This window comes from Chromobacterium violaceum ATCC 12472 (genome assembly GCF_000007705.1).
GTDB classification, from domain to species: Bacteria; Pseudomonadota; Gammaproteobacteria; order Burkholderiales; family Chromobacteriaceae; genus Chromobacterium; species Chromobacterium violaceum.
Window position 1 is genome coordinate 3,767,884 of record NC_005085.1, and the last position, 20,049, is coordinate 3,787,932.

Sequence of the window (20,049 nt, forward strand, 5' to 3'; positions counted from 1 at the left end):
TCAAAATAAATAAAAACATGGCATAATAAATGCCATTTTAATTACAAAATAGCTTCTCCATCAGTATGCTACTGATGGTTTTTCCGTGAAACACAAGAAGAAAGTGCGCAATGACAAAATTTACACGCAGAATGCTCTCCATCATGATTGCCAGCAGCCTGGCTGCCTGCGGCGGAGGCGGCTCCGGCGGCGCCTCGACTTCATCGCAAGGCGGCGGCGCAGCCAGTCAATACCGCGTCGCCGGCCAGGTTCAGAAAGGCCCGTTCATCTTCGGCTCCCAGATCTGGATTTCCGAGCTGAACGACAAGCTATCACCCACTGGCAAGGTATACATGACACAAACCAAGGATGACCTGGGCAACTTCGGCATACCTGGAGCCATCGACGCCAAGCTGGTGGAATTGACTGGCAGCGGCTACTACATGAACGAGTTGACCGGCACGCTGTCTACCGCGCCGGTCACCTTGAATGCAGTTGCCGACTTGAGCACTTCCAAGTCACTGACTATCAACTTGTTGACCACACTGCAGGCCCCCCGCCTAAAAGCCTTGATGACTAGCGGTAGTGACTACCAAGCCGCCTACACTCAATCACGCAATGAAGTGCTGGCCGTGTTCGGCATTGATGCGGGCAAGGTGGACAATCTGGGCTCGCTGTTCGATATGCGTATCAACGGCACAGCCGACCAAGACTCGATCTTACTGGCAACGTCTTCCATCTTGTCACAAGCTGCGAAAAATCAGATATCGCTCCCCGATACTGAAACAGCGGAGTTATCTCATTTAATCAGCACAATTGCCAGCGATCTGACCAATAATGGCAAACTATCCTCACAATCTCTGCAAGATCAAATCAAGCTAGCTGCAACACAAATAGACCTAGATGCTGTTCGTCGAAATGTAGAAACTTACTACACTGGCAGAGGTATCAAGATAGTTGCGCCTAAATTCGAAGAATGGGTAGATAAAGATAATTCAGGAATTATTCCTCGACGAATGATAGAGCCCAGCGCGCAAAATTTCATCCCTACCGAAAACGCAGCCCCAGACAATCTTTACACTAGCAATTCGATAAAAATAGATGGCCTCAAACAAGACGAATCAATATTCGTACAATTAATCGACAATGCAACCCTTATTAAAAACAATCAAATAGCAAGCAGCGCCACCTCCGCAAAAAATGGTGACACTCTACAAGTAAAAGCAAGCGCCCCATCGTTTGGAGAATCAAAAGAAACTAGAGTAAAATTAGGCAATAAAAACATCAGCTGGCTTTTAAAAAGTAAAAATACTGAGTTAAAATTTGACAACACATACTATGACCAATCAACCCCGACACCCATAATTAGTACAAAGAATGATGTAAGTTATATCGCTTTCTCCTTCACTCCCGATGTTGACTTCGTCGCAAGATATGCAGGCATAGACGGATCAAGCAAGTCAAGCCTTAATATGTCAATCTATGACGAAACGACTGCCAACCCCAATAATAGCTACGCGATTCCTGGAAATTCACTAATCACAAGCAACTTAAAGACTAGTTCCTTTGGTCAAAAACCTATTCCATCTGTGAACGGTAAATTAAAATCAAACTTTTACCCAAATGGAATTCAATTTTCACTAGGCTCGGATGGAATAAGTCTTAAGAAGGGGAATAGATACTGGCTTGTCGTAAGCTCCATTGACAAATCAGCAATAGAAATAAAAGGAAATCCAGGGAATTACGACAGACAAATAACCTCTATCACCTACAGTAAAAATGGGAAATATTGGGTAGGCTGCCAGGATGGGACAGACTGGAACCCCAATTACTCACCATACTGCGCAGGAGGTGGTCTATTCTTATTTAACAAGCCGCCAGCCATCTGGATTGCCAACTAAAATAAAAGCGCCACCAAATGGTGGCGCTTTTATTTGATAGATTAAATTTGGCTTACTGGAATCTTGCCAATCTTCACCCGCCACTCCGCCGGGCCGGTGTTGTGCACCGAGGTGCCACAGGAATCCACCGCCACCGTCACCGGCATGTCCTTGACCTCGAACTCGTAGATCGCCTCCATGCCCAGGTCGGCGAAGCCCACCACCTTGGACGCCTTGATCGCCTTGGACACCAGGTAAGCCGAACCGCCGACGGCCATCAGGTAGACCGCCTTGTTGTCCTTGATCGCCTCTATCGCCGCCGGACCGCGCTCGGCCTTGCCTATCATGCCCAGCAAGCCGGTCTGCTCCAGCATCTGGCGCGTGAACTTGTCCATCCGCGTGGCGGTGGTCGGGCCGGCCGGGCCGACGACTTCGTCTCGCACCGGATCGACCGGGCCGACGTAGTAGATGAAGCGGTTGGTGAAGTCCACCGGCAGCTTCTCGCCCTTGTTCAGCATATCGATCATGCGCTTGTGCGCGGCGTCGCGGCCGGTCAGGATCTTGCCGTTCAGCAGCAGCACGTCGCCCGGCTGCCAGCTGGCCACTTCTTCCTTGGTGATCTTGTCCAGGTCCACGCGCTTGCCGGACGAGGCGTCGTAGGTGATGTCCGGCCAGTCTTCCAGGCTAGGCGTTTCCAGGTGGGCCGGGCCGCTGCCGTCCAGGTGGAAATGGATGTGGCGGGTGGCGGCGCAGTTGGGGATCATCGCCACCGGCAGCGACGCCGCGTGGGTCGGGTAATCCAGGATCTTCACGTCCAGCACCGTGGTCAGGCCGCCCAGGCCCTGGGCGCCGATGCCCAGCGCGTTGACCTTGTCGAACAGCTCCAGCCGCAGCGCCTCGACGCGGGACAGCTCGGCGCCGGCCGCGGCCTTGGCCTTCAGCTCGTGGATGTCGACGTGGTCCATCAGCGACTCTTTCGCCAGCAGCATCGCCTTCTCCGGCGTGCCGCCGATGCCGATGCCGAGAATGCCAGGCGGACACCAGCCGGCGCCCATGGTCGGCACGGTCTTCAGCACCCAGTCGACGATGGAATCGGACGGGTTCAGCATCACCATCTTGGACTTGTTTTCCGAGCCGCCGCCCTTGGCCGCGCAGATCACCTCCACCTGGTCGCCTTCGACGATCTCGAAGTGCACCACGGCCGGGGTATTGTCCTTGGAGTTCTGGCGCTTGCCGGCCGGGTCCAGCAGCACGGAGGCGCGCAGCTTGTTGTCCGGGTGGTTGTAGGCGCGGCGCACGCCTTCGTTGACCATCTCCTGCACGCTGAGCTGGGCGTCCCACTGCACTTTCATGCCCACTTTCAGGAACACCACGGCGATGCCGGTATCCTGGCAGATCGGCCGGCGGCCTTCGGCGCACATGCGGCTGTTGACCAGGATCTGCGCCATCGCGTCCTTGGCGGCGGTGCTCTCCTCGTTCAGGTAAGCCTGGTACAGCGCGTCGATATAGTCTTTAGGGTGGTAGCAACTGATGTACTGGAAGGCATCGGCGATGCTCTGGATGAAGTCTTCCTGGCGGATGATGGTCATAAGGCTGTCTCGAGAAACCGGGCGCCGGTGCGGCCGCCCGTGAATTACCCCGCCGCCGGCGCACCGATCTGCCTGCGCCTTGCGACAACTAAAAACCTAGTGTTGATTGTAACACCGTCTGTCATGAACTTTGACCCCGGACAAGGCGCGCGGCCGGCTATCCCGCCCGGCATCGGACGCAAAAAAGCCGCCGGCGCCTAAAGGCCGCGGCGGCGGATGCCGGAAAGACTTGCGCTCACTCGCTGGTGCTGGTGTTCCAGTATGCCTGGCTGATATAGGGCTTGGCCGCCAGCTCGGCGGCGATGCGGTCCAGTTCGTCCGAATCCACCGAGGTGGCCAGCAGCGTGGCGGTCATCTCCACCTCGTCGTCGCCGAAGGCCTCGACATCCAGATCCCCCACCGGGTAATTGGCCTTCTCCAGCAATTGCCCCACCTGGGCCAGCGCCTGCTTCTGCTCCTCGCGGGTGGCGATCACGCACAGCTGGTAAGTGACTTCGCTGGCGTCGTCGTCTATCGGGCGGCGGTTGATGGAGTTGACCACCGGCCGCAGCAGCGTGTTCACCGCCAGCACGAACACGGTGGTCAGGATGGCCTGGCCCAGCATGCCGGCGCCGGCGCAGGCGCCGGTGGCCGCCGAGCCCCACAGCGTGGCGGCGGTGTTCAGGCCGCGCACGTTCAAGCCCTCCTTCATGATGGTGCCGGCACCGAGAAAACCCACGCCGGACACCACGTAAGCCACCACCCGCGACGCGCTGCCTGAGCCGTCCAGCTGCAAGGCCATATTGACGAAGGCCGCCGCGCTCACCGCCACCAGGGCGTTGGTGCGCAAGCCGGCGGTGCGCTGGCGGTACTGCCGCTCCAGCCCGATCACGGTGCCGCAGGCGAAGGCCATCGCCAGGCAGATCAGCGAATGCAGCAGGCCGAACCAATCCAGCTCGAACATATTGTGCAGGTTGTAATGCATGCGTCCTCCTTGTTATCCGGTTTCTTATAAGGAACATGCATGGTGGTTTTCCGCGAAAGCCACCATGCACCGGTCCCTAATATGGCAAAAGCCGGCGCCACGCCTTGCGCGGCACCGGCCCCACCTTAACCCGCCGCTTACTGGCCGAGCAAGGCGACCTGCGTCACCTTGTACACCACCATGATGACAGCCACCACCAGATAGCCGCGCAGCACGGCCATCCACATGCGGTTGCTGCGCGACAGCGCCATCGGCTTCAGCTGGGCCAGCGGCGGCATGCGCCAGGTCTGCATGTACAGCTTGCTGGGCTTGGCCTCCTCCTGCAGGTCGGCGCCGGTTTCGGCGTCGCGGCGCAGCTTGACGACATGCGCGGCGATCACCACGATGCCGCCGACGATGCCGCCGCCGACCAGCACGTTGACGATGGTCTGGCTGGAAATGTCCGGCCACAGCACCGAGGCGGTCAGGATCACCGACAACAGCACCAGCACCGCCGCCACCAGGCCGGTGAACAGATTGGTCCAGCGGCCGTTCACCCACGGGCCCAGCACATCCTTGTCATTGCACAGCAGCAGCAGGAACACCGAGGCGGACGGCAGCAGCACGCCGGCCAGCGTCTGCACCGCGTTGGTCAGCAGGCCCAGCGGCACGCCCGGGATCAGCACCAGGGACGCGGCGCCGGCGATCAGCAGGAAATACACCAGGTAGAAGGCGCGGGCGTCGGACGGTTTGCGGTGCAGCGAATGCTTCATGTTCAGCACGTCGGCCAGCGCGTAGGCGGTGGACAGCGACACCGCGCTGGCGCCGATCAGGCTGGCGTCGATCAGCGCGACCGCGAACAGCACGCCTGCCAGATGGCTGTGGTATTTCCCCAGGCCGGCGGCGACCGCGCCGGCGTCCTGGAAATTGCCGAATTCCGGCTTGCCGGCGAACAGCGCGGCGGCCATGCCGATGATGGCGACGGCGCCGATCAGCACCAGCACGATGCCCAGCCACAGGTCGGCGCGCTCGTACTTGATGAAGCGCGGCGTGATGCGCTTGTCTATCACGTAGCTTTGCTGGAAGAACAGCTGCCACGGCGCCACCGTGGTGCCGACGATGCCGATGATCAGCAGCATCACGTCGGACAGCTTGCCGCCGGCCGGCATGCCGGGCACGAACAGGTCGTGGCCGATCTGGGACATCGGCGGATGCACCATCATGAACACCGGCACCAACAGCAGGCTGAACACCACCAGGATCAGCGAAAAGCGCTCGAAGCGGCGAAAGTCGCCGGTGCCGGCAGCGGCCATCACCAGGCCGGCGGCGGCGATCACGCCCCATGCCTTGGGCAGCCCCAGGTATTGCAGGCCCAGCGTGATGCCGATGAATTCGGTGACGATGGTCAGCGCGTTCAGCAGGAACAGGTCGATGGCGCTGAAAGCGCCCCAGAATTTGCCGAACCGCTCCAGGATCAGCCGGGCATGGCCGACGCCGGTGACCGCGCCCAGGCGCAGCACCATTTCCTGGTTCACGTACAGCACCGGGATCAGCAGGATCAGCGTCCACAGCAGCGAGGTGCCATAGTTCTGGCCGGCCTGGGCGTAGGTGCTGAAGGCGCCGGCGTCGTTGTCGCCGACCATCACGATCAGGCCGGGACCCAGGATGGCCAGCAGCGTGCGCAGCCGCTGCCAGAGGCCGTTGCGCGCGGCCACGTCGCCGTGGCGGATGGTGCCGAATGCGCCGCGGATGTCTCCGACGTGGGCGCTGTCGAGTACAGCTTCGTTCTTGACGTTATTCGTCATTGTCATCGTCTCCGAACGGGCGGCGCAAGCGGGGACCGCCCGTCGTTTTTCAAGCAAACGAAGGCATGCGGGCATGGACGCGGCGGCGTCTGCCGGACGGATGAACGCCGGGCGGATGCAAACGCGCGCATGCGCAAACCTGATTTAGGCGTCCGACAGAGTTCGGTACGCGGTCATCAGCAGTAACGGTATTGGGGTAAGCACGCGGCTGCGGCGGAACGGCCGAGCCTTGGGATGCGCACTGTCTGGCCTCGCGGCGGGACAGCGGCCAATGAAATGGTGACGATGCCTTTGCCGGTCAGCGCGACCCGGTGGATAACCAACTACTACTGCAACTTTCCAAGGCATCAGCCCCCAGTTATGAAAACGCGGCGATGGTAATCCCGGCGCGAAATCAACGTCAACACCCCGATGACGCCGCATTTTCGCGCCGCAACACGGCCATGCGCAGCTATCTGCCACGGCATGGCCGGCTATCGATCCGGCGCGCGGATTTGCCTTCGCTCTCGCGTGATAGGCGCAATAAAACGCCACGCCGGCCAGGTAAATTTTTGTTAATGGATTGTGTTATTTATTTACAAAAGCCGGCCGCTTCGCGCCGCCCAGCCGCAGCAGGCCCTGGCCCAGCGCCACGCCCAGCAGGATCAGCCCGCCGCCCAGCCAGTGGTAATGGTGGATGGTTTCGCCCAGTAGCGCGCTGGCCAGCAGCGCGGTGAACAGCGGCAGCAGGTTCATGAAGATGGCGGTGCGCTCGCTGCCCAGCTTCTGGATGCCGCGCATCCAGAAATAGGCGGCCACCAGAGAAGAGCCGATGCCGGCGAACAGCACCAGGCCGATGCCCTTGGCCGGAATGGCCATGCTCTGCGCGGTCAGCGTCAGCGGCAACAGCAGCAATACCGCCAGGCTGGCCTGCAGATAGAGATTGAGCCAGGCGCCGAACGGCGGCGCCCAGCGCCGCAGCAGGATGCCGTACAGCGCGTAGGACGCGGCGCCGGCCAGGATCAGCGCGTCGCCGGTGTTGACGCCGTTGGCCAGCAGGCTGGCGGGGTCGCCCTTGCCCAGCAGGTAAACCACGCCGGACAGCGACACCGCCACGCCCAGCCAGGCCAGCGCCGCCACTTTCTGCCGGAAAACCGCCGCATTGAGCAGCAAGCCCAGCAGCGGCACCAGCGCGGTGATCACGCCCATATTGGTGGCGCTGGTGCTGTGCGCCGCGTAATAGGCCAGGCACTGGAACATCACCATGCCCAGCATCGCCAGAACCAGCAGCTTGCCCAGCCAGGGCTTCAGCTCGCCCATCCGGCGGCGCAAAACGGGCAGGCAGAACGGCGTCAGCACCAGCGCCGCCAGCAGCCAGCGGTAAATCGAGATCGCCGCCGGGTCCAGCACTTGGGCGGCGGCCTTGGAAACGATGGTGTTGGCGGCCCAGATCAGCACCGCCAGCAGAGGAAACAGCATGGCCATCACAGCCTCCTTAGACTCTATCCGGTCTATTGTAGAACCGTCTGTTATGGACGATATAATGCAAAACGGACAAATCACTGAGGCAAACCGGACAATATGGACGGCTCGGAAAACGACTATTTCGCCGGCGACCAGGGCCTGCCGGAGCCGGCGCCGCTGATCTTCCGCTTCCACCGCTTCACGCCGAAAAGCGAGTTCGCCCGCCATCGCCATCGTTGGGGACAGCTGAGCCGCATCAACCTGGGCATGATGGAGCTGCTGCTGGACGACAGGCGGGTGGTGGCCACCGCGCAATACCTGCTGTGGACGCCGCCGGCGGAGCCGCACGCGGCCTACATCCACCAGGCGATGCATTACACCTCGATCTACGTCGGCGACGAGGTGGCCGCGCGGCTGCCGCTGTCGACCTGTCTGCTGGAGCAGACGCCGCTGGTGCGCGCGCTGCTGGACGACTTCGGCCAGCGCCAGATCACGACGCCGACCGATCCCTGGGACATCCGCCAGGCCGAGCTGCTATGCCGGCGCATCCTGCAATCCGGACGCGAGGCCAGCTACCTGCCCGACAGCCGGCAGCGGTTGCTGCAGCCGATACTGGACGCCATACGCCAGGACCCGGCCGACACCACGCCGCTGAAAGCCTGGGCGGAACGGGTGTTCAGCACCGAGCGCACGCTGGCGCGGCTGTTCCAGCGCGAGCTGGGCATGAGCTTCGGTCAATGGCGCAACCGGGCGCGGCTGCTGGAAGCCTTGTCCGGGCTCAAGCAGGGCGACAGCGTGCAGGCCATCTCCGCTCGGCTGGGCTACGCGACGCCATCGGCCTTCATCGCCATGTTCCAGAAACATCTGGGCGACTCGCCGGAACGCTACCGCCGCCAACTGCTGGAAAGCGGCGGCTGGCCCGACGAATTCAGCGCTTGAACAGCGCCAGCGCCAGCTCGCGCTGAACCGCGTGGTCGACGATGGGATGCGGATAGTCGCGTCCCAGCCGCACGCCGGCTGACATCAGTTGTTCCGGCTTGGCCTGCCACGGCGCGTGGATCAGCTTGTCCGGCAGCGCCGCCAGCTCCGGCACGTAACGGCGGATGAAGCGGCCGTCGGGGTCGAACTTCTCGCTCTGGCTGACCGGATTGAAGATGCGGAAATAAGGCTGGGCGTCGCAACCGGTGCTGGCCGCCCACTGCCAGCCGCCGTTGTTGGCCGCCAGGTCGAAGTCCAGCAGTTTCTCGGCAAAGTACTGCTCCCCCCAGCGCCAGTCGATCAGCAGATCCTTGACCAGGAAGCTGGCCGCCACCATGCGCAAGCGGTTGTGCATGTAGCCGCTGCGATTGAGCTGACGCATCGCCGCGTCCACCAGCGGGTAGCCGGTGCGGCCTTCGCGCCAGGCGTCGAACCATTCCGGATCGTTGGGAAACGGCAACGCGTCGTACTCCGGCTTGAACGCGTGCTTCGCCGCATCGGGCCGGTGCCACAGCACCTGCTGGTAGAAGTCGCGCCAGATCAGCTCGCTCAGCCAGGTCATCGCGCCTTCGCCGCCGTCATGCCAGGCGTAGGCGGCCAGCCGGCGGATGGAGAGAGTGCCGAAGCGCAGGTGGACGCTGAGATAGGACACGCCCTTGACGCCGGGAAAGTCGCGCTGCGCCTTGTAGCGCTCGATGCGGCCGGCGAAGTCGGCGAACAGCGCCTCGGCCCCGGCCGCGCCGGCCTTGACCGGCAGCGAGGCCAGATCGCTGGGCAGGAAACCGATATCGGCCAGGCTGGGCATGGATTGCGGTTCACGCGGCATCAGCGCGTCCAGATAGCGCCGCACCGGGTAGGCCTGCAGGTGGAACGGCGTCAGTTTCTTCAACCAGGCGTTCTTGTACGGCGTGAACACCGAGAACGGTTTGCCGGCCCCGGTCAAGACTTCGTCGGTCTCGAAAATCACCTGGTCTTTGCTGTCGCGGAAGGCGACGCCCTGTTCGGCCAGCCGTTGCGCCACCTCGGCGTCGCGCGCGCGGGCGGCCGGCTCGTAGTCGCGGTTGCAGAATACCGCCTCGGCGCCCAATTCCGCCGCCAGCCGCGGTATCTCGTGTTGCGGCAGGCCATGGCGGATCAGCAGGTCGCCGCCCAGCTGGTTCAGCTCGGCCTTCAGCGCCGCCGCGCTCTGCCAGATGAAATCCACGCGCCGGTCGTCGCGCGGCAAGGCCGCGAGTATCGAGGCATCGAACACGAACACCGGCAGCACGGCCTCGCTGTGCTTCAGCGCATGGTAAAAAGCGGCGTGGTCGTCCAGCCGCAGGTCGCGGCGCAGCCAGACCAAGGCCGTCCGATAACGTTTGCTCATGGGCGCTCCCCATATTGAGATGACAGCACAGATGGGGGCAGGTCGCTATCCCACAACGGCCTGTCGCCGCCCAGTTTTTCGTCAAGGAAGTCGATGAAGGCCCGAGCCTTGGCCGGCAGCCGCCGTTGCGGGAACACCACGTGGATAGCGTGCGGCGGCAGCGGGTAATCGGTCAGCACCGCTTCCAGCCGGCCGGCGGCCAAGTCCGGCCCGACGATGAAGGTGGGCATTTCACAGATGCCCAGGCCGGCCAGCAGCGCGTCGCGCCGCGCCTCGCTGTTGTTGACCTGGTAATTGCCGCGAGGCTGCACGCGGATCTCGCCGTCCGGCCCCTGGAAAGTCCAGTAAGCGCCGCCGCGATAGTATGAATAATGGATGCAGTTGTGCCGCGCCAGCTCGGATGGATGCGCCGGCCTTCCATGCGCCGCCAGGTAGTCCGGCGACGCGCACACCGCTACCCGGCACGGGGCGAGGCGGCGCGCCACCATGCGGTTGTCCGGCAGATTGCCGATCCGCACCGCCAGGTCGTAGCCGCCCTCCACCAGGTCTACCATCCTGTCGTCCATCGCCAAGTCCAGCTGGATGTCCGGATAGCGGCGCAGGAACTCCGCCGCCAGCGGCGACAGGTGCAGCCGGCCGAAAGCCATCGGCGCGGCAACCCGCAGCAAACCCTGCGGCCGGCCCTGCAGCCCGGCCGCCACCTCCTCCGCCTCGCGGGCCAGCGCGAGCGCGCCGCGGGCGCGGTCGTAATAGCGCTCGCCGGCCTCGGTCAGGCTCAGACTGCGGGTGGTCCGCTGCAGCAGCCTCACGTTCAAGCCCGCCTCCAATTGTTGCACCCGCTTGCTGACCGCGGATTTGGTCAGCCCCAGCCGTTCGGCGGCGGCAGAGAAACTGCCGGCCTCGACCACGGCGACGAATATCGGTATCGCGGCGAAATGCTCCATCTTATTGTCCACTTTCCATCCGCAATCAGTTTCCAAAAATACAGATTATCAGCCAGAAAGACACAATGTACAGTTCTGACATCCGGCCTCGCCGTGTTCATTCAAGACCTAAAGGATTTCCATGCATACCCATCATTCCGCCGCACAGCCGCTCACGAAGTACGGGCTGAGCGCGCTGGCGCTGCTGGCCGGCGCGCTGCTCGCGCTGATGATCCATTGCAACAGCCGGCTGGCCGCATACGGCAATCCGCTGACCGCGTCATGGCTGGCCCACGCGATAGGCATGCTGGCCGCGCTGCTGCTGTGGAAGACCCAGCGGCGCGCGCGCCCCGGCATCGACCGCCCGCCGCGCTGGGCCTATCTGGGCGGCGTGCCCGGCGCGCTGGTGGTGGCGCTGGCGGCCATCACCGTCAACAGCCCGCTGGCGATGTCCGGCACCCTCGCGCTGGGCATGGCCGGACAAATGCTGTTCGGCCTGCTGTCCGACCGCTTCGGCCTGTTCGGCATGCCGCGCCGGCCGCTTCGCCTGAACGACGCCTTGGCGCTGCCGCTGGTGCTCTCCGGCTGCGCGGTCCTGATTTTCGGAGCCTGACCATGCTGTTTTTCATGACTTTGGCCATCGCCAACGGGCTGTGCATAGGCGGCAGCCGCTCCATCAACGGCAAGCTGGCGCAACATGACGGCGCCCTGGCCGCCTCGTTCTGGAACCACCTCGGCGGCTTTCTGTTTTTGAGCCTGTTGCTGGCCAGCGGCGCTGCGGCGTTTCGCCTGCCCCTGGACGCCCCCTGGAGCGCCTGGTGCGGCGGCGTCATCGGCGCGGCTTTCGTCGCCCTCAATGGCTTCGCCCTGCCGCGGCTGGGCACGATGAAAACCGCGTTGCTGGTGATCGCCGGCCAGATGCTGTCCGGCGTGCTGATCGATCGGCTTGCGGGCAATGGCGGCAAATCCGCGCAGGCCCAACTGGCGGGCATCGGGCTGATCGCCCTGGGGCTGTACCTCTCCAAGCGCGGCCCCGCCAAACCGACGGCGGAGGTTAGCGCATCGTCTTGACCCTTGCCGGCTAGCTGCGCGGTGCCAGCATGATCACCGCCATCCCGGCCAGCGCCAGCGCGCAACCCAGGGCGTCCCAACGGTCCGGCCGCACGCCGTCCACCAGCCACAGCCAAGCGATCGCCACCGTCACGTAAACGCCGCCATAAGCGGCATACGTGCGGCCCGCGGCTGCCGGATGCAGGGTCAGCAGCCAGGCGAACAGCGCCAACGCCAGCGTCGTGGGGGCCAGCAGCCACAAGGACCGCCCCTCGCGCAACACCAGCCACGGCAGATAGCAGCCGACGATCTCGGCCAATGCGGTCAATACGAACAGGCCCGCCACGCGCGGCAGGCCGGTCAGCCATTCCATGCTTCCTCCCCAGCCGCGCGCTGCGACGCTATCGGCGCCATGAAAAATAGCAATTTAACATTAACATTAAATTTAAATAGCATATCAACATCAACCACCGACAGGAAAATGCCATGCGTCCGTTCCGCATCCTGGGAATCGATCACATCGTGCTGCGCGTCGCCGATCCCGCCCGCTCCGAACGTTTCTATCTGGAAACCCTGGGTTGCCGGGTGGTGAAGAGACAGGAAAAACTGGGATTGGTGCACCTGGATGCAGGCAGCGCGCTGATAGATCTGGTGCCCGCGACAGAAAGAGAGGCACCAGGGGCCAATGTCGACCACTTCTGCCTGCGGGTGGAGCCGTTCGACGAGGACGCGATCCGCGCCCACCTCGCCGGGCTGGGCATCGTCGTCGAGCCGGCCAAACAGCGTTTCGGCGCGGAAGGCTCCGGCCCGTCGATCTACCTGTGCGACCCGGACGGCAACGGCATCGAGCTGAAAGGCCCGCCAACAGCCTAAGCACCGACTCGGCTCGGACAGGACACATCATACGGCAAAGGGGCGCAACGCAGGATCAGGGTGCTATCCGCGGCTCGAGCGGTGCAAACGGATGATGGCGTCGCCGGTAGGACTGGCGACGATGTCGCGCAGCGTATAACCGTCCAGCGACAGGAAAAAGGCCGCCAGCGCCTCGTCCAGCGCGCCTTTCAGCAAGCAGCCGCGGCTCAGCGCGCACGGCGGCTCCACGCAGTCTATCAACTGCGGCTTGCCCTCCAGCATCCTCACCACCTCGCCCAGCCGGTAATGCTCGGGCGGCCGCGCCAGCGTCATGCCGCCGCCCTTGCCCCGAGAAGTGACCAGCCAGCCCTGCTGCGCCATGAAATGCACCACCTTGACCAGATGATTGCGCGACACCTCGAAGCGCTCGGCGATTTCCGGAATGGTGGCCAACTGGCCGGGCTGCTGCCCGGTCAGGTACATCAGCACGCGCAGGCCTAGGTCGGTGAATCGGGTCAGTTGCATGGCGCTCTAATCAGTGCAGGGAATCGGCGGCAGCATACCGCGTCTGGCCGGCGGCCTCAATCGTCGCCGGGATGGGAGCCGAACACTTCGTAATGGATGCGGTCGGCGGCCACGCCCAGGCCGCGCAGGCTGTCGCGCTGCGCGCGCATGAAGCCCAGCGGGCCGCACAGATAGTAGTCGGCGTCCGGCAACAGCGCGATGCCCTTCACATCCGCCAGGTTCAGCCGCCCCGCAGCCTGGTAGTCGACGCCGATCGCATCCTGCGCGCGCGGCGTCTCGTAGCAAACGTGGACCTTCAGTTGCGGATGGCGATCGGCCAGCTGGCGCACTTTGGCGCCCATCGCATGCGCGCCGCCGTGACGGGCCGCGTGCAGGAAGCGCACTTCGCGGCCGCCGCGCTTGAGCAACTGGCCCAGCATCGCCTGCATCGGCGTCTGGCCGACGCCGGCGCTGATCAGCACCGCCGGACCGTCGCGTTCCTCATGCAGGAAGAAATCGCCCTGCGGCGCGCTCAGCTCCAGCACATCGCCGACCTGCACCTCGCGGTGCAACAGATTGGATACTCGCCCCGCCGGCTTGCCCTGCGCCGCGTCTTCGCGCTTGACCGAGATGCGCAGGTATTCGCCGTTGGGCGCGTCGGACAGGCTGTACTGGCGCGGCTGGCTCAGCCCCCACTCGGCGACGAAGCGCTTCACCGACACGTACTGGCCGGGCTTGAACGCCGGCAGCGCGCCGCCGTCGCTGGGCTCCAGGTAAAACGACGCGATCTCCTCGCTCTCGATTTCCTTCTTCGCCACGCGGAACGGCCGCCAGCCGCTCCAGCCGCCGTCGGCGCTGGTGGCGTCGCCGTACATGCCGTTTTCGATGCCGATCAGCGTATCCGCCAGCAAACCGTAGGCCTCGGCCCAGGCCTGGATCAGATCGTCGCCGGCCGCCTCGCCCAGCAACTCGCGGATCGACGCCAGCAAGTGCTTGCCGACAATCGGGTAGTGCTCGGCGCGTATGCCCAGGCTGACGTGCTTGTGCGCGACGCGGGTCAGCACCGGCAGCAGCGGCGACGGGTCGTCGATGTGCCGGGCATAGGCCAGCACCGCCATCGCCAGCGCCTGCTGCTGCTGGCCGGAATGCTGGTGCCCCTGGTTGAACACGTTTTTCAGTTCCGGATTGTGCTCGAACATGCGGCGGTAGAAATGGCTGGTCAGCGCCACGCCGTGCTGCTGCAGCACCGGGACGGTGGCCTTGACCAGGGATCGGGTTTGTTCGCTCAGCATACCAACTCCTTAAGATATTTAAAAAATACATCTTTATTGCCGGAAAAAAATCCCCTACCGACCGGGGATTCTTAAAAGATGTTCAAATAATACATGTTTATTTGATCTGTGTCACAAAACTACAGCGGCAACACCGCGCGCGCGCGTCACGAGAAATTGAAATCGATCACCTGATAGAAGGCATTGCCGGTGTCGGCCACTTCCCATGCCGCCAGCACCACGTGATAGCCGCGGCGCTCCGACAGGCGGACCTGGTGGATGGTCTGTTGCGGCGGCGTCAGCTCGGCCTGGTGTTCCCAGAACGGCTGTGCGGTCAGCTCGGCCTTGTAAAACGGCTCGGACTCGAACTGGTCGCGCGCCAGCGGCCGGTTTGGATCCCAGCACGCCTGGGTGACGAAGTCATTCCAGCGGCGGGTCAGGTGGCTGGCGTGATAGCTCCACTCGAGTTCCAGCATCTGGCCGGATTTGACTGGAGGCTTGTGCCAGCGGACAGCGCTCTGCTCGTCCAGCACCGCCGAATGCGCTTGCCCGGCGCTGGCTATCCTGCCGGCGGCCTGGCATTGACGGCGTCGGATGGCGCCAGCGGGTCGAGCAGGCGGGCCTCCCGCGCCGGGAAGAACTTGCCGCTCTCCAGGCCGTTGACCTGCCAGCCCTGCAACGGGCATTGCGCGTTGACCCGTCCACGCACAGCCGGCCGCGCGAAGCGGGCTCGAAGATCTGGCCATGGCGAGGCTGGGCGACGAACTGGGACCACACCTTGGTCTAACTCATTGCATCTCCTGTATGGATTGGAAAACCGGACAGATCGTCCGGCTGTTCGCAGCGCAAGCGCCGCACCGCCCGCGTCGCCCCATCCTTTGGGACGGCAGACCGCCCTCCTCAACCGATGTCTATCCCAACAGCCTGCCCGCCCTTGCCTTTCCGCCCGGCCTGTACGTTCGCGCGCCCATGCGACGGATGCCGTGGCGTCGGCATTTATTTGGTATATTGCGTAGCAAAATTACAATGACATCAAGCGAAAAAGCTTGATCAACGCAACCCCTTGAAAGAGGAGACAATCATCATGAAACACCCGTCCCTGATCCGCCCCGCCCTGCTGGGCGCCCTGATCGCCGCCCTGTTTGCGCCCGCCGTCCAGGCTGGGGAGGCATTCGGCTCGCCCGGCGGCGCGCCGGTGCGCGGCCCGGCAGCCAAGTCCTTCGTCGGCACCGCGGTCAACAGCCCTTCCCGCGTCTACTTCACCGGCTACCGCGGCATCGTGTCCGAGGTGTACTACCCGCTGCTGGACACGCCAGAATCGGTGGATCTGCAATTCCTGGTCGGCGACGCCGGCCGCACCTTCGTCGACGAGGAGAAACGCCAGGCCTACTCCGCCAGCCAGAGCGACAAGCGCACGATGAGCTGGGTCGCCAGCACCGGCAACGCCGGCCACAACTGGCAAATCAGCAAGCGCATCTTCGCCGATCCCAACCGCGACGCGCTGGTGCAGCGCGTCACCTTCACCGCGCTGAACGGCCATACGGTCGGCGACTTCAATCTGTACGCGCTGTTCAAGCCCTATCTGGACAATTCGGGCAGCGGCAACAGCGCGCAGACCGTGGCCGTTGCCGGCGGCTACGCGCTGGCGGCCAGCCGCAATAGCCGCGCGTCGGCGCTGATGGCCAGCCTGCCGTGGAAGACCGTCAACGGCCAGGCCATGCTGTCCAGCGGCTTCGTCGGCCAGAGCGACGGCTGGACCGACCTGATAGGCAGCGGCGACAACACGATGAACTGGACCTACGGCTCGGCCACCAACGGCAACGTCGCCCAAACCGGCTGGCTGGACCTGGGCGATCCAACCGCGACCAGCGTGTCTTTCGACATGGTGCTGGCCTTCGGCAAGAATCAGGGCGACGCCGTCAACGCCGCGGCCGCGGCCCTCGGCAGCGACCTTTCCGCCGCGCAGCAGCAGTACGACAACGCCTGGCACGCCTACGCCGCCGGCCTGTCCAACCAGGGCGGCCTGGCGGATGACCGCTACTACCTGGCGGCGATGACGCTGAAAACCATGCAGGACAAGAGCAACGGCGCGATGATCGCCGGCATCGGCACGCCGTGGGGCGAGACCCAGGGCGACACCAACCAGGGCGGCTACCACCTGGTGTGGCCGCGCGACCTATTCAAGTTCGCCAACGCCCTCTACACCGCCGGCGACGCCGCCACCGCCGCCTCGGTGGTGAACTACCTGTTCAACACGCTGCAGCAAACCAGCGATTGCGGCGCGGCGGAATACAACGCGCCCGGCTGCGCCGCCGGCTACAGCCGCGTCGGCCGCTTCCCGCAAAACGCCTGGATCAGCGGCTGGCCGTACTGGCAGGGCACGCAAATGGACGAGCAGGCGATGCCCATCCTGCTGGCCTGGCGTCTGGGGCCGGCGGTGTCCAATCCGCTGTGGCCCAAGATCAAGCAGACCGCCGACTACATCGTCGCCACCGGGCCATGGAGCTACCAGGAGCGCTGGGAGGAGAATGCCGGCTACTCGCCGTCCACCATCGCCGCCGAAATCGCCGGACTGGTGGCCGCCGCCGACATCGCCCGCGCCAACGGCGACGACGCCAGCGCCGGCCGCTACCTGTCCGCCGCCGACTACTGGCAGCAAAACGTCGCAACCTGGACCTACACCACCAGCGGCAGCTTCGGCAACGGCAGCTACTATGTCCGGATCAACCCGGCCAACCGCTCCGGAAGCGGCGCCGACCGCGCCAGCTTCAATCCGGCGGCGGGGCCGGACACGCCGCAAACGCTGACGGTCAAGAACGGCGGCGGCAGCCACGACGCCCGCCGCGTCGTCGACGGCGGCTTCCTGGAACTGGTGCGGATGGGCGTCAAGCGCGCCGACGACCCCACCATCGTCAACACCATGGCCGTGTTCGACAGCGTGCTGGGCCAGAACCTGGCGCTGCCCGGCGCGCCTGCGCTGCCGGCCAACGCCTGGTTCCGCTACAATTTCGACGGCTACGGCGAGCATAACGACGGCCGCGACTTCGACGGCACGGGCGCGGGCCGGCTGTGGCCGATCTTCACCGCCGAGCGCGGCATGTACGAGATCGCCCGCCAGGGCGCTGGCAGCGCCGGCCAGCCCTATTTCGCCACGCTGAAGCTGCTGGCCACGCCGGAAGGCATGTTGCCGGAACAAGTGTGGTCCAACAGCGCGACGCTGCCGGACGGCTGGGCCGTGACCACGCCGGCCGGCTACCGGCCAGGCAGCGCCACCAAGTCGATGGGACCGTTGAACTGGGCGATGGGCGAATACATCAGCCTGCTGGCCTCGATCGGCGCCGGCCGGGTGGTCGACATCCCGCAGGTGGTCTGCGCGCGCTACAACAACTGCCGCGCCGCGCCCAAGTCCGGCGAGGTGGCGGTGGCCATCAACGCCAGCGCTACCACCCAATGGGGCCAGCAAGTCTATGTCACCGGCAACGCCCGCGCGCTGGGCAACTGGAACACCGACCTCGGCATCCCGCTGGACGCGGCCGCCTATCCGTCGTGGAAAAACGGCGCCAACCTGCCGGCCGGCCAGCAAATCGCCTACAAGTATTACCGCAAGAACGCCGACGGCAGCGTGAGCTGGGAAAACCTGGCCGGCAACCGCAGTCTGCAGACACCCGCCAGCGGCAGCCTCAGCCTGAATGATCAGGTGAACTGGTGAGCCGGCGCCGCCTCTGGCCCGCCGTCCTGCTGATCGGGGCGGCGGCCGGCGGCGCGGCCTGGCGGTTTTGGCCGGCGGGCTCGCCGCCTCCGCCGGCCATCGCCGAGCCTGCCGCCGCGCCGCCGGTCCTGCCCATCGTCCGCCGGGCCACGCCGGCCACACCGTGGCAGCCTCCCGCCCAGCCGGCGCTGCCTGCGGTGAAAAAGGGCGGCGACAGCTGGCGTCCGCAAGCCGAGCCGGTGACGAACAAGGTGGAAGCCCAGCGCGGCGCGCCCGACATCCCGGATGCGCAGCCTCTGCCCCGGCCGCCCGACCCCTGAAGCGAAATCGGCCAGACGCATCGGGATGGCGCGGGCCGCTTTCCGACCGGATGCGGCCCCAACCCGCGCCGGCGGCACCATGGCGGCATCGCCAGGAGTGGCCGGCTTCGCCGACGCACAGGGACGATCCCTTTGCCTGGAATCTGCGCGATGGGAAAACCTATTCGCCCCAGCCGATCAAAGCACAGCGTTCATAAAATCGCCCTGAGCGACCATCGGAAAGCGATAACCGCCGCAGCGGAACCACTCAATTGATGCACTGGGCTTTTTCCGGCTTCGCGCAAAGATGGGCATTATCGCCGGTGCATGCTTTCTGATAGGTGATATCAGCCCACGGCTCGTCTTCGAACCTGACCTTGAACTCATCCCCCTCATCCCATTTACCATCCTGATTCTTATCGCGCCCCACCAGGACGCACTTGGCTTCTCCGTACATGGGGGAGCCATCGCAAGCATATGTCGTGACAAGAGCCCACTTGCCATTGCAAATGGCTGCGGCATGCGCGGCCGCCGCCGCTGTCATGGCAAGAAAGACGGCAACCCAGAGAAGCTTCTTCATCATTCGCTCCAGCACTGGAAATTTTCACTATCCCGCGGGTTAAAGATAATCGCCCGCCGCGGCCAAAATTTTGCGGAAAGTCCGATCTCCGCCCCCCGGCTACTTGCGAAACAATCGGAGCGGGCAATTGAAACGCTCCCGGACCATTCCGCCGGCCAATCGGATCGTTCTGAAGCATGCGCCGCCTCCCGGCGCCTAGCCTCTGGCTGGCACGCAAGCTGCTTCCACGGATGGTCAAACCCATGCAGCCTGCCCCGAGCGCCGCGGCGGCTGCCAACCCATTGAGGAAAAACCCGTGCCCAAACCGGAAATCGCCGTACTCGACGCCGCCCAGACTGCTGCCTATTTGCCGGAGCTCGCCGAGCTCTTGCATGCCTGCGTGCAGGGCGGCGCCAGCATTCATTTCGTGCAGCCGTTCTCCATCGAGCAGGCCGCCGCCTTCTGGCGCGACAAGGCGCTGCCGGGAATCGCCGGCGGCGGACGGGCGCTGCTGGCCGCGTTGCTGGACGGGGAGCTGGCCGGCAGCGTGCAGCTGGACTATGACACCCCGCCCAACCAGCCGCACCGCGCCGAGGCATGCAAGCTGATGGTGCATCCGCGCCACCGCCGCCAGGGCGTCGCGCGCGCGCTGATGGCGGAGCTGGAGGCCCAGGCGCGCGCACGCGGCCGCAGCCTGCTCACGCTGGACACCGCCAGCGGCGACAAAGCCGAGCCGCTGTACCGCTCGCTCGGCTACCAGACGGCCGGCGTCATCCCCGGCTACGCGCTGGACGGCCGCGGCGAGAAGCTGCAGGCGACGGTCTTGATGTACAAGGCGCTCTGAAAGACGGCCCCATCGCGGGCCCCAAACGCGAAAAAGCCGGGCAAGCCCGGCTTTT

General features: G+C 64.2%; 19 protein-coding genes. 8 read left to right on the forward strand and 11 right to left on the reverse strand.

The window, feature by feature from the left end; genetic code table 11:
• Positions 1-110 precede the first annotated feature (110 nt).
• The gene (locus tag CV_RS23650; protein WP_140411236.1) at positions 111-1,880 is read left to right on the forward strand and encodes a hypothetical protein; all 1,770 of its coding nucleotides are present in this window, start codon (positions 111-113) and stop codon (positions 1,878-1,880) included.
• Positions 1,881-1,921: 41 nt separating this feature from the next.
• Here CV_RS23650 and CV_RS17135 read toward each other — a convergent pair whose 3' ends face one another.
• From CV_RS17135 to CV_RS17150, 4 genes are all read right to left on the reverse strand, one after another.
• On the reverse strand, positions 1,922-3,448 hold the full coding sequence (locus CV_RS17135; protein WP_011137023.1) for a fumarate hydratase: 1,527 nt from the start codon (positions 3,446-3,448) through the stop codon (positions 1,922-1,924).
• Positions 3,449-3,683: 235 nt separating this feature from the next.
• Complete coding sequence (locus tag CV_RS17140; protein ID WP_011137024.1) at positions 3,684-4,412, reverse strand: MgtC/SapB family protein; 729 nt, start codon at positions 4,410-4,412, stop codon at positions 3,684-3,686.
• Positions 4,413-4,549: 137 nt separating this feature from the next.
• Positions 4,550-6,196 carry an Nramp family divalent metal transporter gene (locus CV_RS17145; protein WP_011137025.1) on the reverse strand — a complete coding sequence of 549 codons (1,647 nt, stop codon included), beginning with the start codon at positions 6,194-6,196 and terminating at the stop codon, positions 4,550-4,552.
• A gap of 567 nt (positions 6,197-6,763) precedes the next feature.
• A complete protein-coding gene (locus tag CV_RS17150; protein WP_011137026.1) occupies positions 6,764-7,660 on the reverse strand; it encodes a DMT family transporter in 897 nt (298 codons plus the stop codon).
• Positions 7,661-7,756: 96 nt separating this feature from the next.
• On the opposite strand from CV_RS17150, the gene CV_RS17155 reads away from it, so the two are divergent.
• Positions 7,757-8,578: an AraC family transcriptional regulator gene (locus CV_RS17155; RefSeq protein WP_011137027.1), complete on the forward strand. Its 822-nt coding sequence runs from the start codon at positions 7,757-7,759 to the stop codon at positions 8,576-8,578.
• Here the strand turns inward: CV_RS17155 and CV_RS17160 are convergent.
• A complete protein-coding gene (locus tag CV_RS17160) occupies positions 8,568-9,983 on the reverse strand; it encodes a cryptochrome/photolyase family protein (protein ID WP_011137028.1) in 1,416 nt (471 codons plus the stop codon). The two genes, CV_RS17155 and CV_RS17160, sit on opposite strands and share 11 nt — an antisense overlap.
• Positions 9,980-10,927, reverse strand: a complete 948-nt coding sequence (locus tag CV_RS17165; protein ID WP_011137029.1) for a LysR family transcriptional regulator — start codon at positions 10,925-10,927, stop codon at positions 9,980-9,982. Before CV_RS17165 ends, CV_RS17160 begins: the two co-directional genes overlap by 4 nt.
• Before the next feature lie 121 nt (positions 10,928-11,048).
• Between CV_RS17165 and CV_RS17170 the strand changes: the two genes are divergently transcribed.
• Both CV_RS17170 and CV_RS17175 read left to right on the forward strand, forming a co-directional pair.
• Positions 11,049-11,519 (forward strand): DMT family transporter, encoded by a 471-nt coding sequence (locus CV_RS17170; protein ID WP_011137030.1) that lies wholly within the window; start codon positions 11,049-11,051, stop codon positions 11,517-11,519.
• A gap of 2 nt (positions 11,520-11,521) precedes the next feature.
• Positions 11,522-11,977, forward strand: a complete 456-nt coding sequence (locus CV_RS17175; protein ID WP_043596586.1) for a DMT family transporter — start codon at positions 11,522-11,524, stop codon at positions 11,975-11,977.
• A gap of 10 nt (positions 11,978-11,987) precedes the next feature.
• Here CV_RS17175 and CV_RS17180 read toward each other — a convergent pair whose 3' ends face one another.
• Positions 11,988-12,329: a YnfA family protein gene (locus CV_RS17180; protein WP_011137032.1), complete on the reverse strand. Its 342-nt coding sequence runs from the start codon at positions 12,327-12,329 to the stop codon at positions 11,988-11,990.
• A 113-nt stretch (positions 12,330-12,442) separates the two neighbouring features.
• Between CV_RS17180 and CV_RS17185 the strand changes: the two genes are divergently transcribed.
• A complete protein-coding gene (locus CV_RS17185) occupies positions 12,443-12,829 on the forward strand; it encodes a VOC family protein (RefSeq protein WP_011137033.1) in 387 nt (128 codons plus the stop codon).
• A 63-nt stretch (positions 12,830-12,892) separates the two neighbouring features.
• On the opposite strand, the gene CV_RS17190 is transcribed toward CV_RS17185, so the two are convergent.
• The 3 genes from CV_RS17190 to CV_RS17200 all read right to left on the reverse strand — a co-directional run bounded on the left by CV_RS17190 (position 12,893) and on the right by CV_RS17200 (position 15,179).
• Positions 12,893-13,333, reverse strand: coding sequence for an RrF2 family transcriptional regulator (locus CV_RS17190; protein WP_011137034.1), 441 nt, complete (start codon positions 13,331-13,333; stop codon positions 12,893-12,895).
• 56 nt (positions 13,334-13,389) lie between these two features.
• A complete protein-coding gene (hmpA, locus tag CV_RS17195; protein ID WP_011137035.1) occupies positions 13,390-14,604 on the reverse strand; it encodes an NO-inducible flavohemoprotein in 1,215 nt (404 codons plus the stop codon).
• Positions 14,605-14,750: 146 nt separating this feature from the next.
• Positions 14,751-15,179, reverse strand: a complete 429-nt coding sequence (locus CV_RS17200; RefSeq protein WP_227590098.1) for a lytic polysaccharide monooxygenase — start codon at positions 15,177-15,179, stop codon at positions 14,751-14,753.
• Between the two features lie 488 nt (positions 15,180-15,667).
• Here CV_RS17200 and CV_RS17205 point away from each other — a divergent pair, with 488 nt between their 5' ends.
• Together CV_RS17205 and CV_RS17210 are read left to right on the forward strand one after the other, a co-directional pair.
• Positions 15,668-18,292 carry a glycoside hydrolase family 15 protein gene (locus tag CV_RS17205; RefSeq protein WP_011137037.1) on the forward strand — a complete coding sequence of 875 codons (2,625 nt, stop codon included), beginning with the start codon at positions 15,668-15,670 and terminating at the stop codon, positions 18,290-18,292.
• Complete coding sequence (locus CV_RS17210; protein ID WP_011137038.1) at positions 18,289-18,612, forward strand: hypothetical protein; 324 nt, start codon at positions 18,289-18,291, stop codon at positions 18,610-18,612. The genes CV_RS17205 and CV_RS17210 overlap by 4 nt, the downstream gene beginning before the upstream one ends.
• 247 nt (positions 18,613-18,859) lie before the next feature.
• Here CV_RS17210 and CV_RS17215 read toward each other — a convergent pair whose 3' ends face one another.
• Positions 18,860-19,174, reverse strand: coding sequence for a hypothetical protein (locus CV_RS17215; protein ID WP_043596592.1), 315 nt, complete (start codon positions 19,172-19,174; stop codon positions 18,860-18,862).
• A gap of 292 nt (positions 19,175-19,466) precedes the next feature.
• Here CV_RS17215 and CV_RS17220 point away from each other — a divergent pair, with 292 nt between their 5' ends.
• Positions 19,467-19,994 carry a GNAT family N-acetyltransferase gene (locus CV_RS17220; protein WP_011137040.1) on the forward strand — a complete coding sequence of 176 codons (528 nt, stop codon included), beginning with the start codon at positions 19,467-19,469 and terminating at the stop codon, positions 19,992-19,994.
• Positions 19,995-20,049 lie beyond the last annotated feature (55 nt).